The sequence below is a fragment of the Mailhella sp. genome, assembly GCF_057866825.1.
Genome location: NZ_DBMAHT010000013.1, coordinates 1 through 14,411 on the forward strand (window position 1 = coordinate 1; position 14,411 = coordinate 14,411).

Annotated in this window: 13 protein-coding genes; 12 read left to right on the forward strand and 1 reads right to left on the reverse strand. The window is 60.3% G+C overall.

Annotated features, from left to right (window positions below):
- The 5 genes from ACZM96_RS02795 to ACZM96_RS02815 form a co-directional block, all read left to right on the forward strand.
- Nucleotides 1-658 (forward strand): tRNA (adenosine(37)-N6)-threonylcarbamoyltransferase complex transferase subunit TsaD (locus tag ACZM96_RS02795; protein ID WP_489487198.1); only part of this gene is annotated, 658 nt, incomplete at its 5' end.
- A gap of 115 nt (nucleotides 659-773) precedes the next feature.
- On the forward strand, nucleotides 774-1,091 hold the full coding sequence (gene trxA / locus ACZM96_RS02800) for a thioredoxin (RefSeq protein WP_294486576.1): 318 nt from the start codon (nucleotides 774-776) through the stop codon (nucleotides 1,089-1,091).
- On the forward strand, nucleotides 1,088-2,020 hold the full coding sequence (gene trxB / locus ACZM96_RS02805; protein WP_489487227.1) for a thioredoxin-disulfide reductase: 933 nt from the start codon (nucleotides 1,088-1,090) through the stop codon (nucleotides 2,018-2,020). The genes trxA and trxB overlap by 4 nt, the downstream gene beginning before the upstream one ends.
- On the forward strand, nucleotides 2,013-2,738 hold the full coding sequence (locus tag ACZM96_RS02810; protein WP_489487199.1) for an outer membrane protein assembly factor BamD: 726 nt from the start codon (nucleotides 2,013-2,015) through the stop codon (nucleotides 2,736-2,738). The genes trxB and ACZM96_RS02810 overlap by 8 nt, the downstream gene beginning before the upstream one ends.
- Before the next feature lie 388 nt (nucleotides 2,739-3,126).
- Nucleotides 3,127-3,906, forward strand: a complete 780-nt coding sequence (locus ACZM96_RS02815) for a transporter substrate-binding domain-containing protein (protein ID WP_489487200.1) — start codon at nucleotides 3,127-3,129, stop codon at nucleotides 3,904-3,906.
- An 880-nt stretch (nucleotides 3,907-4,786) separates the two neighbouring features.
- Here the strand turns inward: ACZM96_RS02815 and ACZM96_RS02820 are convergent.
- A complete protein-coding gene (locus tag ACZM96_RS02820; RefSeq protein WP_489487201.1) occupies nucleotides 4,787-6,739 on the reverse strand; it encodes an ATP-binding protein in 1,953 nt (650 codons plus the stop codon).
- A 220-nt stretch (nucleotides 6,740-6,959) separates the two neighbouring features.
- Between ACZM96_RS02820 and ACZM96_RS02825 the strand changes: the two genes are divergently transcribed.
- The 7 genes from ACZM96_RS02825 to ACZM96_RS02855 form a co-directional block, all read left to right on the forward strand.
- Nucleotides 6,960-8,426 carry an aryl-sulfate sulfotransferase gene (locus tag ACZM96_RS02825; protein WP_489487202.1) on the forward strand — a complete coding sequence of 489 codons (1,467 nt, stop codon included), beginning with the start codon at nucleotides 6,960-6,962 and terminating at the stop codon, nucleotides 8,424-8,426.
- An 11-nt stretch (nucleotides 8,427-8,437) separates the two neighbouring features.
- Nucleotides 8,438-8,776: a ComEA family DNA-binding protein gene (locus ACZM96_RS02830; protein ID WP_489487203.1), complete on the forward strand. Its 339-nt coding sequence runs from the start codon at nucleotides 8,438-8,440 to the stop codon at nucleotides 8,774-8,776.
- A 15-nt stretch (nucleotides 8,777-8,791) separates the two neighbouring features.
- Complete coding sequence (locus tag ACZM96_RS02835; RefSeq protein ID WP_294486595.1) at nucleotides 8,792-9,109, forward strand: helix-hairpin-helix domain-containing protein; 318 nt, start codon at nucleotides 8,792-8,794, stop codon at nucleotides 9,107-9,109.
- A gap of 197 nt (nucleotides 9,110-9,306) precedes the next feature.
- Nucleotides 9,307-9,630, forward strand: coding sequence for a ComEA family DNA-binding protein (locus ACZM96_RS02840; protein WP_294486597.1), 324 nt, complete (start codon nucleotides 9,307-9,309; stop codon nucleotides 9,628-9,630).
- 18 nt (nucleotides 9,631-9,648) lie between these two features.
- On the forward strand, nucleotides 9,649-11,007 hold the full coding sequence (locus ACZM96_RS02845; RefSeq protein ID WP_489487204.1) for an aryl-sulfate sulfotransferase: 1,359 nt from the start codon (nucleotides 9,649-9,651) through the stop codon (nucleotides 11,005-11,007).
- 331 nt (nucleotides 11,008-11,338) lie between these two features.
- Entirely contained in the window at nucleotides 11,339-12,775 is a 1,437-nt protein-coding gene (locus ACZM96_RS02850) for an aryl-sulfate sulfotransferase (RefSeq protein WP_489487205.1), read from the forward strand.
- A gap of 482 nt (nucleotides 12,776-13,257) precedes the next feature.
- Nucleotides 13,258-14,411, forward strand: a 1,154-nt coding sequence (locus tag ACZM96_RS02855; RefSeq protein ID WP_489487206.1) for an aryl-sulfate sulfotransferase, incomplete at its 3' end; no start/stop codon positions are given.

The following is a 14,411-nucleotide window of genomic DNA, read 5'->3' on the forward strand; positions in this document are numbered from 1 at the left end:
CTACCGCATGGACGGCCCCGTGGACATGACGGTGCTCGGCAAAACCATCGACGACGCGGCGGGCGAAGCCTGCGACAAGTTCGCCAAGGCCGCGGGCCTGCCCTATCCCGGCGGCGCGCTGCTCGACGCCCTCGGCAAGAAGGGCACGGCCGATCCGCATCTCTTCCCCCGGCCCTACACCCACAACGACAATCTCGACTTCAGCTTCAGCGGACTCAAGACCGCAGGCGCGCTCTGGCTCTCCCAGCATCCGCACGCCCATTTTCCCGCCGGAGACACCCCGGCCCGCGAAAGGCTCGATCTTGCAAGTCAGGAACTGTGCGACGCCGCGGCCTCCTACCTTCTGGCCATTGCGGAAACCCTGACCATCAAGGCCGAGCGCGCCATGCACCTGTTCACGCCGAAGAGCATCGTGGTGGCCGGAGGCGTGGCCGCCAACAGCGTGGTGCGCAAGAAATTCGCCGAACTTGCGGAAAAGAAGCACATTCCGCTGTTCATTCCCCGCCTGTCGCTGTGCGGCGACAACGCCGTCATGATAGCCCGGGCGGGCTGGCACATGGCCAAGGCCGGACGCGTCCACGATCTCTCGCTTTCCGCCATCCCCCGCGGACAGGTCATTCCGCAGGACTGGAAGCCCTTCGGACACGCTCTGCCTTGACAGAGACATACCCCGTACCTACAATCATTCCGCATCATTTTTTTTCGTGATAAGACGGAGACGCGCCGGATGCGTTCCGGCGCTCGCCACAAGCCATTTATGAAGGAGTTCACCAATGTCCACCGCCGTTACTGATGCCACTTTTGAAAGCGTCGTCATCAAATCCTCCATTCCGGTTCTCGTTGACTTCTGGGCTCCCTGGTGCGGCCCCTGCCGCGGCATCGGCCCCATCGTGGAAGAGCTCGCCGCCGAATACGACGGCAAGGTGCTCGTCTGCAAGGTCAACGTGGATGAAAATACCCGCGTGCCCAGCCTCTTCGGCATCCGCGCCATTCCCACCCTCATCGTCTTCAAGGACGGCGAAGTCGTCGATCAGGTGACCGGTGCCGTGGCCAAGTCCCACCTCGTGGGCATGATCGAAAAGGCTCTCTGATGCTGTACGACGCCGTAGTCATCGGCGCAGGGCCTGCGGGCATCACCGCGGCCCTGTATCTTGTCCGCTCCGGCGTGAGCGTGGCTCTCGTCGAGAACGCCGCACCGGGCGGACAGATACTCAGCACCGCCGAAATCGAAAATTATCCCGGCTTTCCCAAGAGCATCAAGGGATGGGAACTGGCCGACCTCTTTGACGCGCATCTCGCCTCCTATCCGGTGGAACGCGTGCGCGGTCAGGTGCTCTCCATGGAGCAGACCGAAGGCCGCACCTTCCGCCTCCATCTGGCCGAGGGCAAGACGCTGGAAGCCAAAAGCGTGGTGGCCTGCACGGGCGCGCATCACCGCAAGCTCGGCGCTCCGGGCGAAGATACGTTCAGCGGAAAGGGCGTCTCCTACTGCGCCGTGTGCGACGGCAACTTCTATCGCGGCCGCGACGTGGCCGTGGTGGGCGGCGGCAACTCCGCCCTTGAGGAAGCGCTGTACCTTTCCCGCATCGTCAACAAGGTCTATCTCATTCACCGCCGCGACGCCTTCCGCGGGGCGATGATCTATCAGAACAAGGTTCGCGAAGCCGAAAACATCGAGCTCGTCACCGGCAGCGTCGTGGATGAAATCCGCGGCGGAACCGCGGGCGTGGACTCGGTGGCCGTCCGCCGCCTGGACAGCGGGGAAACCCGCGTGATCCCCGTGGAGGGCGTGTTCATCTACGTGGGCATGGAGCCCGTCAGCGGCTATCTGCCCGAGGGCGTCAACCGCGACGCCGCAGGCTTCGTGCTGACGGATGCCGAAATGTGCACGAACATTCCCGGCATTTTCGCCGCGGGCGACATTCGCGCCAAGCGCTGCCGACAGGTCAGCAGCGCCGTGGGCGACGGAGCGACGGCGGCAACGGCCGCTTCGTCTTATCTGGAGCAATGGAATGCGTAAACTGCTTCTTATGGGAATGCTTGCCTGCACCATCTTCCTGAGCGGCTGTTCCCTTGTGGACGAATACTTCCTGCCCCCGGCGGACGACACCGTGCAGGAAATATTCGAGGCCGGCAACGACGCCATGCGTGAAAAGAACTATTCGCAGGCCATCGTGTACTACACCCGCATCAAGGATGACTTTCCCTTCAGCCCCTACGTCATAGAAGCTGAACTGGCGCTGGCCGACGCGCACTACCTTGACGGCGAATATCCGCTCGCCGCGGAAGCCTACAAGGACTTTGAAACGCTGCATCCCCGCCATGAAGCCATCCCCTATGTGCTGTATCAGACCGGCATGTCGCTGAAGAATTCCTACACGTCCATCGATCATTCGGCCACGCCCGTGAACGAGGCCTTGGAATACTTCACCAGGCTCCATCAGGAATACCCCGACACCGAATACGGCAAAAACGCCGTGGAACAGATTGCCGCCTGCCGCAAGACGCTGGCCCAGCGCGAACTGTTCATCGCAAACGTGTTCTGGGGCATGGAAAACTATCAGGCCGCCTGGACGCGCTATGAGTACGTGGTGCGCAACTTCCCCGACGTGAAGGAAGAAGCGGAATACGCCAAGACCAAGGGCGAAGCCGCCTTCCTGAAATACCGCAAGGAAGAAGCCCAGAGCATGCGCGAGCATCAGCAGGGCTCCTGGAAGGACTGGTTCCGCTGGCTGTAGAAACTCTTTCCGGCAGCAAAACATCTCATCAAAGAGCGTCGATTTGCAGGAATCGGCGCTCTTTCTGCATGTGGGCGCTCTCTTCCGTGCAAGTGTCGGCACACGGTCTCATGCGCCCATCTCCGCAGCGGGCGCAACCTCGTTCCCGCCTCCGGGCGCGCGACAACGCCTTCCTTCTCCGCAAAGACGAGTGCTCCCGCCTCATCTTTTTGACGATTTTAATATGTTTTTTTTCTTTACTGCGGCGTCGATATCGTTCCTGATACGCGAAATCATGAAGAAAAAAACGTTTCTGACCGACCGTCGATCTTTTCCGGAGCACTGGACAGCGCCCTTCAATGCCTCTACTCTAAGCAGGCTACCATTCATCTTTCAGGAGGATGATCCCATGTTCAAGAAAATTCTTATGACCTCCCTGCTGATCGCCGCCGCCACCGGCCTCGTCGCTCAGAACGCCGACGCCCGCAGCCTTGCGGAAATCAAGTCCAGCGGCAAGCTGCTCGTCGGCACCACCGGCGACTACAAGCCCATGAGCTATCTCAACAAGGAAACCGGCAAGTATGAAGGCTTCGACGCCGAAATGGCCGCCTCTCTGGCCAAGAAGCTCGGCGTGAAGCTCGAATACGTGCCCACGACCTGGAAGACCCTGCAGGCCGACACCCTCGCCGGCAAGTTCGACGTGGCCATGTGCGGCATCACCGTCACCGACGCCCGCAAGCAGGTCATGGCCATGTCCGATCCGTACCTCACCTTCGGCAAGACCATTCTGGTCACCAAGACCAAGGCCGGTCAGTTCAAGTCCCTCGCCGACGTGAACAAGCCTTCCGTGCGCGTCATGTACAACCCCGGCGGCACCAACGAAAAGTTCGCCAAGGAATCCACGCCCAAGGCTCAGCTCATCATGCACGAGCAGAACGCTGAAATTCCCGGTCTCGTGGGCGAAGGCAAGGCCGACGTCATGATCACCGAAACCATGGAAGCCGTCCGCTACGTCAAGGACAACCCCAAGGTTGCCGCTCCTCTGGTGGACAAGCCCTTCACCGAAAACCACTTCGGCGTGCTCATGACCAAGGATCATCCCGATCTGCTCAAGGCCGTGAACGACTGGATGGCCGGCATCAAGGCCGACGGCACCATGACCAAGTGGGAAAACCAGTACATCAAGTAGTCGGCGCGCTCACAGCTCCGGCAGGGATGCTTCGGCACGCGGCGCACACCATGCGCGCAGCGTGAGTCCGACGTCCCGCCGGGCCGGCAGATATTGCGGCCGGAGCGAAGGGGCGAAACTCCGAAAATTCCGATCGCAACGCTGCCGATGGACGCCGTTCATCAAACAGGGCCGGAAAGCCAGTCTTTCCGGCCTTTTCTGATGCTCTCGAGTCCGTCTCAGCCGCAAGCACGCAGGCGCTCACTCGCAGGGCGCGCCAATTTCTCTGCGGCAGCGAACAAGGGACGGAAGACAAGCCGAAGCTTCCGGGGGAGGATGAGCACCGGGAGCGGCCAGGAACGTTCAGGAGAGCAAAGCCGACTGATCCTGCGCCCTTCCCTGTGCGGCGCGGAAACGTACCCCGCGCCACCTCGGCGGGCGAGACGACGCCGCCGGACAAGCGCGACCCGGGCCGCAAAGAAAACAACCGGTTTACAAGCTGCAACGCCGGGCAGAGGACAAAAAGGCAGGCAAAACGCTCCGGCGCAAGACATTTCCGGCAGGCGCGCAGCAAAGACCAACGGCGACGGGGACGCGAACTGCCCGCCACCTTTCCGCAAACCCGCAAGCCGGATCTCTCTTTCACAGTCGGCAGCCCTGCCCCACGGGCAAGCAGCAAAGGTTCTCTTTCTCGGCGTGGATGCATGAGTGAGGCACCTTCTCCGCAGGCGCGCAGAGAAGGCAGCAAAAACAAAGAGACTCGGCGGCATTCGGCAGAAATGGGCGGGCGACGGTTCCGCCCCGCAGGCGCGGTCAGCTCACCCGCAAAGGATTGCCGCGTCGCGAAAACAGGAGGCACGCGCATTGCCCCGCCTTTCCGGCCGCCGCGCTGCGCCCCGCGTCAGCATCCGCTCTTTTGGACGACAGCAAACGAGAGCGACATGGTGGAACCTGCGTCCAGTTCCGAGCTTACGTCGATGTCGCCTTCATGCAGCTCCACAATGTGCCGGGAAATGTACAGCCCGAGGCCGAAGCCCTTGTTGCCCTTGGTGGAGAAAAACGGATCGAAAATCTTCTTCCGGTTCTCTTCGCTGATGCCGCTGCCCGTGTCGGAAATGTCCAGCACCGCGCGCCCTTCCCGGCACCGCCCTTCAATGACCAGCGCCCGCTCCTCTTCCGCACGGCTTTCCATGCTGTCCAGCGCGTTGATGAGCAGGTTCAGCACCAGTTGTTCCAGCAGGATGCGGTTGCCCCGGATGCACAGCTCTGCGGGCAGCATGGCGGCGTCCACCCTCACGGCGCGAAGACGGGGCTTCAGAAAAAACAGCGCTTCCCGCACGATCTGCGCAAGATTCTGCGTTTCGTATTCCACGGAGCTCGGCAGCGCCATGTTCAACAGCCGCCGCGTGGTGTTCACCGCGCGCTCGCCGTTGCGGTAGATGGCCTTCAGCATGGGCCGCAGCGGACTGTCTTCCGGGCAGTCCTCCAGCGCAATTTCCGCATGCGCCATCACTATCCCTATGGGATTGTTGATCTCATGCGCCACCCCGGCGGCCAGCTTGCCGAGCACGGCAAGCCGCTCCATTTCCATGACCTGCGCGTCGAGCCTGCGCCGTTCCGTCATGTCGCGGCCTATCAGGCATATGGCGTAGGGCGAGCTTTCCATGTCCGCCATGAACAGATTGACTTCCAGCACCAGCTCCTCATCCGTGCCCGCCGCCAGCGTGATTTCCCGCCGCAGCGCGCCCTGCCGCGGAATGAGCTGCACAAAACGCTCAAGACAGCCGTTCACCTCGGTGCAAAGCGCCTCCATGAGCATGGCGCTGTAGCCGCTCCCGGCAATGTGAAGCACGCTTCTCGCCGCCCGGTTGGAAAGCGTGATGCGCCCGTTTTCATCGAGAAGAAGAATAATGTCGGGCGATTCCTCAATGAGATCGCGATATTTGCGCTCCGAGCGTATGAGCCTGCGCGAAACCTTGCGCACCTGACGCTTGAGCGCGTAAATCCAGGTGACGGACGCAATGAATATGCAGGCCAGCAGCGCCACCGCGCACAGAATGTGATACCGGTACAGTTCCCACAGGCTGGGCACGTACAGCGAACGTCCCAGCCATTTCGACCGCAGACGCTCCACTTCGCCGTTCTCTTCAAGATGAACCAGGGCGCTGGTCAGGCGCTCCAGCAGGCCGGAACGTCTGCCCACCATCATCACCATGGGAATGCGCTCCAGCGAACCGCCCATGACCCGGATGTTCCGGTATTCCTTGCTCTGCACGATGTAGAAGGCCATTTCCACCGAACTTGCGACGTAGGCGTCGGCCTGACCGGCCATCAGACGGTTCAGCGCGTTGGTGATGGAGTCCGCCTGCACCACGGTGCAGCCCATGTCCAGCATCTTGGGTATGTAGGCGTCCCCGCGCTGAAGAATGACCCTGTGCCCCGCAAGATCGCTCTCCATGGAAAACTGATGTTCCTGCCCCGCCACCAGAATGGCGCGGTTCAGCGCCAGCGGCGTGACCAGCACGTCGGAAAAATCGTTCTGCAGATTCACGGGCAGGAGCCCCACCATGGCGTCTATTTCGCCACGCTGCAGCTTCTGCTCCAGCTTGCGCGCGTTGCTCTGCACGAATACTATCTTCTTGCCGAGCTCCTCGGCCATCTTCACGCTGAGATCCACGGCCAGCCCGAGAAGGCCGTCCCGCTTTTCGTTGAGAAACGACAGCGGCGCCGAATGCGGAGGAACGCCGATGACAAGACTGTTTGCCCGGTCCGGCACGGACGCGGCTTCGCCCGTCCGCACAAATCCCGCAAGCAGAACAAAAAACAACAGCACAAATACGGACCAGCGACGCATGATTCTCTCCTCAGATTCATAAAACATCATGGTCCGCGCCGCCGCAAGAGAAAAAAGCGTGCGGTTTTTCGCACAGCCCCCGTCCTTTTGTGCGGCATCTCTTACGGTTCGTCATTATTTCAGGGACAATCCCCTTGATTTTTCAGTAAAAAACATTATGGCATACTCTTTGCTATCATATTGTTGATTATTTTGCCTTCACCTTCACAAAGGAAGAAACATGAATCGTCGTCAATTCCTCATGGGTCTGTCCGCAGCCGCCGCGGCCACGGCCGCGCCTTCCCTCAGCTGGGCGTTTCCTTCGGTATTCCCCCACGGCACCACCATCTACAAGCCGGAAAAATGCTGGAACGGCTACACCGTCTTCGGCGTGGAAACCGCAGGTCAGGGCTGCGTGCTCATCGACATGAACGGCAACGTCGTTCATGAATGGAAGAACGTCAGCGAACTGGAACATCCCGCCAAGCTGCTGAAGGGCGGCTACATCATGGGCGCCACCCGTCAGAAGCCGGAAATGAAGGGCCGCACCTTCGGCGATCCCATGTCCGCCGACCTCTCCATCTGCGACTGGAACGGCAAGATCGTGCGCAACATTCCGCTCGCCGGCATGCATCACGACTTCCAGGTGGAAGGCAACCCCACCGGCTACTACAGCCCCACCATGGACGTGAGCTACAAGCCCGACGGCAAAATTCTCGTGCTCTCCCATCTGTTCACCGAGAATCCCGCCATCACCAAGAAAAAGCCCCTCGACGACGACTACCTCTTTGAAGTGGACAAGGACAACAACATCGTCTGGGACTGGAAGGCCTTCGAGCACTTCGACGAGCTCAAGCTCCCCGAAGATCTCAAGAAGACCATGTACCGCTTCCCCACCTGGCAGATGACCCGCACTCCCGGCGTGAAGGCCGCCGACTGGATGCACATGAACGCCGCCTCCTACCTCGGCCCCAACCACTGGTACGACGAGGATCCCGTGAAGTACGCGGCCTTCAACCCCGAAAACATCATCTGCTCCTGCCGCCAGCTCAACACCTGCTTCATCATCGACAAGGCCACCAAGAAGATTGTCTGGCAGATCGGCCCCACCTTCTATCCCGACGACAAGTGGGAATTCGGCGGCAAGGAATACAAGAGAGCCCTGTATCGCCTCGGTCAGTTCGTGGGTCAGCATCACTGCCACATGATTCCCGCGGGCCTGCCCGGCGCGGGCAACATTCTGGTGTACGACAACGGCGGCTTCGCCGGCTACGGCGAACGCAATCCCACCGCCCCCATGGGCTGGAGCAACGCCCGCCGCGACTACTCGCGCGTTGTTGAATTCGATCCGGTCACGCTCAAGAAGGTGTGGGAACATTCCGCCGCCACCATGGGCCTGCGCGAAACCTACAAGTTCTACAGCGACTATGTGAGTTCCGCCCAGCGCCTGCCCAACGGCAACACCCTCATCACCAACGGCGCCGTGGGGCAGTTCCAGGAAGTCACCCCCGACCACGAAATCGTGTGGGAATACATCAGCCCCTGGTACAATCCCAACGGCAAGTTCAACCTGGTCTATCGCGCCTACCGCGTGCCCTACGACTACGTGCCGCAGCTCAAGAAGCCCCAGGAATTCGCCGTTACCCCGCCGGAAAACGTCACGTTCAAAATCCCTGCCAGCAAAACTCCCTATCAGCCTGGCAAGTAAACGGAGTCAGCATGAAAAAGTCTCTTCTCGCCTTTCTTTTCGGTCTGTTCCTCTGCGCCGCCTCCCCCGCCCTCGCCGCCGAGGACGTGGAACTCGGCCCCGACGCCTTTGATCTGAACAAGGCCACGGTCGAACAGCTCATGGATATTCCCGACGCCAACATCACCCCCGAAATGGCGGCCGCCATCGTGGACATGGCCAAGAAAAAGCCCTTTGAACTGCCCGAAGACTTCCTGAAGGTACCGGGGCTGGACAACCACACGCTTCAGGCCATCAATCCCATTGAGCACGGCGGTACCCTGTGGTACGATCCCGACGCCGAGCTCACCCTGGCTCCTTCCAAGTGCTGATTTACGGAGAACCCCATGCATACGCCCCGCATTGCCATACCGCTGATTGCAGCCTGCCTTGCCGCTGCGCCTGCGTATGCCGGGTCCTTCAGCTTCAACAGGGCCAGCGCGAAGAAAATGGTGCGCGACTGCGCCGAGGAAGGCGTCGTTTTGCCCATGCAGACCGCAAAGGCCATTGTTGAAGCGCGCTCCGGGAGAAGATTCACCCGCATCGAAGACCTGAACGACATCCCCGGCATGACGGAAGAGCTCATCCGTGAACTCGATCCCATCGAGGAAGAAAACGACCTCGTCTTCAATCCCAACGCCCTGCCCGGCATGAAGTCGTACTGATTCCCGCCGTCTTCCGGCCCGCCACTCATCCTTCAACCTTCCGCCAAAGCGCCTTCCGCCCTTCTCCGGGCGGAAGCGCCAAGGCACCTCTGCCGCCTTCGCGGCCTGTTTTCAGCCCATAAATCTTCACTTTCTGCCGAGAGCTGTCCTGCCGTGCGAGAACCTGCCCTCGCAGAACAAACGTTCAGGAGGATCTTGTGAACAATTTCTGGAAAACAGGAGCCTGCGCCCTGGCCTTGTCGTTGTTTCTTCCCTGCGCGGCCATGGCCGAGGGAGACACGATCAGCTTCAACAAGGCTCCGGCCGACATCCTTGTGGAAGTCACGGACGGCATCATTGATGAAGACCTCGCCAAGGCCATTGTCGCCTACCGCGAAAAGAACGGTCCGTTCAAGACCGCTTCCGATCTTCGCAACGTGCCCGGCATGACCGCCGTCATCTTCGGCATGCTCGGCCCCACGGAAGAAGGCGGCGACGTGGTGTACGAAACGGAAATTCCCACCGGAATGCACAGCTATTAACCCTGAGGAGGGAAGCGTATGAAAAAACTTTTTGCCACAGCGGCCATGGGACTTTTTCTGGGCATGAGCGCCTCCGCGCTGGCGGCTCCCAGTGTTTATCCCACCGGCACCACGGTCTATGACCCTGCGCAGGCTCAGAACGGCTATGTGCTCATCAGCGTGGACTTCAAGGACATCTACGCCAAAGTGGACAACCGTGAAGCCTTCAAGGGCGCTCCCGACTTCAACAGCGTGGCCGACGTTCCCAGAGCCGAAGACAGCGACGTGGTCTTCCTCATGGACATGAACGGCAACGTCGTACACTCCTGGAAGGATCTCGGAAACAACAAAAAGTGCTACCTGCTGCCCGACGGCCATCTGCTGAGCTTCAGTGAAACCCGCAGCGAAGTGACGGAATACGACTGGGACGGCAAGGTGGTGTGGAACTTCGCCACCAAGCTCGGCCCCCATCACGACGGCCGCCGCCTGCCCAACGGCAACACCCTGATTCTCTGCTACGAAACCGTGCCCGACAGCGTCATCAAGAAGGTTGAAAACCAGACCACCCAGTGGTGGGGCACCCAGGACCGCAAGAACGCCAAGCTGCGCGGCGACATGCTCATTGAAGTGAATCCCAAGGGCAAGGTCGTGTGGTCGTGGAGCTCTTCCGATCATCTCGACATCAACCGCTACATGCCCCTCACCGGCATGGCTGACTGGACGCACGGCAACACCCTTTCCATCATTCCTCCGAACAAGTGGTACGACGCCGGCGACAAGCGCTTCAAGCCCGGCAACATTCTTTACAACCCCCGTCATTTCGATGAATTCGTCATCATCGACAAGGACAGCGGCGACATCGTCTGGTCTCTGAAGGGCTTCAAGGCCATGGGCGGCCTCGGCCAGTGCCATGAACCCATCATGATCGAAAAGGGCAAGCCCGGCGCCGGCAACATCATGGTGTTCGACAACGGCCTGTTCACCCGCAACGGCGCTCATGCCGCCCAGACCGTGATATGGGAAATCGACCCCACCACCAGCAAGGCCGTGTGGCGCTACATGCCCGCTCTTGCCGGTAACGTGCGTCTTCTGAGCAAGTACAAGGGATCCGCCTACAAGATGGACAACGGCAACGTGCTCATTTCCGAAGACTACGCCGGCCGCGCCTTCCAGGTGAAGCCCGACGCCACCCATCCCGATGGCGGCTCCATCGTGTGGGAATACGTCTATCCTTCCGTGATTTCCCGTACCACCCTGTATCCCTATGACTACTGCCCGCAGCTCAAGGCTATGAAGAAGCCCGCGGAACTCAAGGTTTCTCCGCTTGATCCCGCAGACTGGAAGGTCCTGCCCGACGTGGAACGCAAGGGCGACGTAGTGGTCAAGGTCGTCAAGTAGTCAATCATACGCTTTTCCACCCGGCGCGACGTCCGCGCTCTTCTCCAAGGCCGCTTCTTTTCCTGCCCGTCTCTGGAAAAGGAGCGGCCTTTCTGCATCTCTTTTCCCTTGTTCTGTGCGGCAAAGCGTACACAACAAAAGTCATGAAGGCCCGCGCCGCCAAGGCAGGAGCCCAGAAAAAACAGGTGCGTCAGTGGTAACATTTTCCCGACATCCAGAGAACACCCTTTGGTTTCTCTGGATGTCGGGTGCGAAATGCTGTATAACCTTGCTGAACCTTCGCATATTGCGACAAGTCTTTCTACAACACCTCAAACCGTGGAGAAATCCCATGCGCAGCTTTGGAAAAGTACTGCTGGCGTCTCTGCTGGCCCTGGGCTTTACCGCTTCCGCCCAGGCCTATCCCTCCGTGTTTCCTACCGGAGTTACCATCAATAAGCCCGACAAGGCCTACAACGGCTACACCGTCATCGGTCCCATGCGCGCCACGGGTCACGGACTTCCCCTCATCGACATGAACGGCAAGGTCGTTCACAAGTGGATGAACGTGGAAGGTCAGCCGGCCAAGGTCCTCCCCGGCGGGCATCTTCTGGCCAACCTCGTATACTACGATCCCAACAACTGGACCGAACGCAAGTCCGAAGGCTTCGCCGTGGTCGAACTCGACTGGGACGGCAAGGAAGTCTGGCGCTTCGACAAGTATGAAAAGAGAAAGCCTTCCGCCGAAATGAAGGTCAAGGGCGACCTCATCTGGAGCGCCAACGCCCATCACGACTTCCAGCGCGAAGGCAACCCCGTGGGCTACTACGTGCCCGGCATGGACTACGTCAAGGACGGCAAGACCCTCATCGCCGGCTTCAAGACCATTGACGGCAAGGAAACCGCTTCCCTCTACATCGTGGACAAGACCGGAAAGATCACCTGGGAATGGGTGTACGAGGTCCACGAAAAGGAATGCAAGGAAAAGGGCATCGCCGACTTCCAGAACACCGCTTCCTGGGTCGGCCCCAACAAGTGGTATGATCAGGATCCCGTCAAGTACGCCGCCTTTGATCCGGAAAACATCATCACCGACGACGGTCAGGAAGTCATCTACATCATCGACCACAAGACCGGCTCCATCGTCTGGCAGGTCGGCCCCAAGTACGCCAAGGACGACCCGCTGCGCCTCATGGGCATGCATCTGCCTGAAGGCGGCTTCAAGGCTCTGCCCGCCGGCGGCATGATCCATCACGCCCACATGATTCCCAAGGGCCTGCCCGGCGAAGGCAACATCCTCGTGTTCAACAACGGCATGCCCTACTCCCAGGTGCTGGAATTCGACCCCACCACCAAGAAGCTCGTCTGGGAATACTCCGCCACGGCCCTCGGCTACGGCAAGAATCATTCCATAGCGCACAGCTTCTTCAGCGGCACCCTGAGCAGCGCCCAGCGCCTGCCCAACGGCAACACCCTCATCACCGAGGGCAACGACGGCCGCATCTTTGAAGTGACCCCCGAGCTCGAAACCGTCTGGGAATACATCGTTCCCTTCATGTGGTACGGCACGGCGAGCGGCTTCGGCGACGCCGAAACCTCCCATCGTGTGAGACCCACCAACTCCATCTATCGCGCCTACCGCATCCCCTACGACTACATTCCCCAGATCAAGCACGACATGGAACGCGAAGTCATTCCGGCTGATCCCTTCCTCTACGACGACGCTCTGAAGAACGCCGGCACCGTGGAAGTGGAAGAAGACGAACCTTCCGCCTTCAAGAGATACTGATCCGGCGTCTCGCCCATCACGCCCGGACGGCTCCGCCGCCCGGGCTTTTTTGTCCGCGCAGGCTGCTGAGCCTGCCGCCTGCCCCGCTTCCGCCTTCCGCGTCGAACTTTCGCCCGAAGCGCCTTCCGCGCCGACACTCCTCCGCGCCTCCCCACCACAGTACGGGCACGTTTTCCATCCTCGCCGCTCATTCACCCGGGCCGCGCCCCGCATGCCCGCATGTCCTCCGGCAGAGCCGAGTCCTGCACCCCGCCGTGAATCCGACAGCGGCCGCTCAATGCCCCCTGCGTCCGGGACGGCAGCTCCCCCCGCAGACCACCTGTTTGCCCAAACCGCCTCTTCTGCTGTGCGAATCCTCGTACATTCTCCCGGAACATCGTCTTGCCGAAAAGACCAAACTCCGACATTGCATCTCTTTCCGTGTCTGGCATGCATATTGCATTATTTTTCACGTTCTTGTTTCCAAACAATGCGAGGTTTGCATGCGTTTCAACAAAGTGTCCGTCAGTCTCCTGCTCGCGCTCGGCCTCTCCTGCGCCGTGCCCGCCGCTTCTCAGGCCGTGCCCACCACGTATCCCAGCGGCGTGACCTTCTACAATCCGGAAAAGGCCTATAACGGCTACACCGTCATCGGCTACGGCACGCCGCGCGTCATCGACATGAACGGCAATCTGGTCAAGGAATGGAAAGGCTACAGCGGCATGCCCAACAAGGCCCTGCCCGGCGGCTACATGATGACCTGCGGCAACGGCTGGAAAGACGGCCAGCAGGACAAAATCAACGTGGTCACGCTCGACTTCAACGGCAAGAAGGTGTGGGAGTTCCGCAACTGGCAGGCCGTTCCCGCCATCGCCGGAGAACCCGCCAAGGACGGCAAGACCATGATTGCGCGTCAGCATCACGACTTCCAGCGCAAGGACGCCCCGGTGTACTACGTGCCCGGCTTCGACAAGGCTCTCCCCGATGCGGCGGAAACCACGCTCATTCTGAGCCATACCAACGAAAAGGTTGCACGTATCAATCCCAAGGTGCAGCTCGTCACCGACGTGCTGCTTGAAGTGAACGCCAAGGGCGAAGTTGTCTGGAGCTGGAAGCTCTCCGATCACGTGGACGAACTCGGCTTCGACAAGCACGCCTTTGCAGCCATGAACTCCTTCCCGCCCGCGGACAACCGCGCCGCCGGTCGCCACGGCCTCAACTTCAAGAGCGGCCAGGGCTACGACTGGATGCACATCAACTGCGCAAGCTACGTGGGCCCGAACAAGTGGTTCGACGCCGGAGACAAGCGCTTCAACCCCGACAACATCATCGTCAACAGCCGCGACTCCAACATGATGTTCATCATCGATCGCGCCACCGGCAAGGTGGTGTGGCGTCTCGGCCCGAACTTCGCCCCCGGCACCGAAGACTTCAAGGTGGGCCAGATCGTGGGCGCGCACGGCATACACATCATTCCCAAGGGCCTGCCCGGCGAAGGCAACATCCTGTTCTTCGACAACGGCGGTCTCGGCGGCTACGGCGCTCCTACCCCGGATCGTCCGATTTCCGGCTTCCACAACGTGCAGCGTCCCTACAGCCGCGTGGTGGAATTCAATCCCGTGACCAAGGAAATCGTGTGGGAATACGACTGGCACAA

Excerpts from the sequence above, each read along its gene's own strand:
- trxA (WP_294486576.1), top strand. The coding sequence starts at position 774 with ATGTCCACCGCCGTTACTGATGCCACTTTTGAAAGCGTCGTCATCAAA.
- ACZM96_RS02810 (WP_489487199.1), top strand. The coding sequence starts at position 2,013 with ATGCGTAAACTGCTTCTTATGGGAATGCTTGCCTGCACCATCTTCCTG.
- ACZM96_RS02815 (WP_489487200.1), top strand. The coding sequence starts at position 3,127 with ATGTTCAAGAAAATTCTTATGACCTCCCTGCTGATCGCCGCCGCCACC.
- ACZM96_RS02820 (WP_489487201.1), bottom strand. The coding sequence starts at position 6,739 with ATGCGTCGCTGGTCCGTATTTGTGCTGTTGTTTTTTGTTCTGCTTGCG.
- ACZM96_RS02825 (WP_489487202.1), top strand. The coding sequence starts at position 6,960 with ATGAATCGTCGTCAATTCCTCATGGGTCTGTCCGCAGCCGCCGCGGCC.
- ACZM96_RS02830 (WP_489487203.1), top strand. The coding sequence starts at position 8,438 with ATGAAAAAGTCTCTTCTCGCCTTTCTTTTCGGTCTGTTCCTCTGCGCC.
- ACZM96_RS02835 (WP_294486595.1), top strand. The coding sequence starts at position 8,792 with ATGCATACGCCCCGCATTGCCATACCGCTGATTGCAGCCTGCCTTGCC.
- ACZM96_RS02845 (WP_489487204.1), top strand. The coding sequence starts at position 9,649 with ATGAAAAAACTTTTTGCCACAGCGGCCATGGGACTTTTTCTGGGCATG.
- ACZM96_RS02850 (WP_489487205.1), top strand. The coding sequence starts at position 11,339 with ATGCGCAGCTTTGGAAAAGTACTGCTGGCGTCTCTGCTGGCCCTGGGC.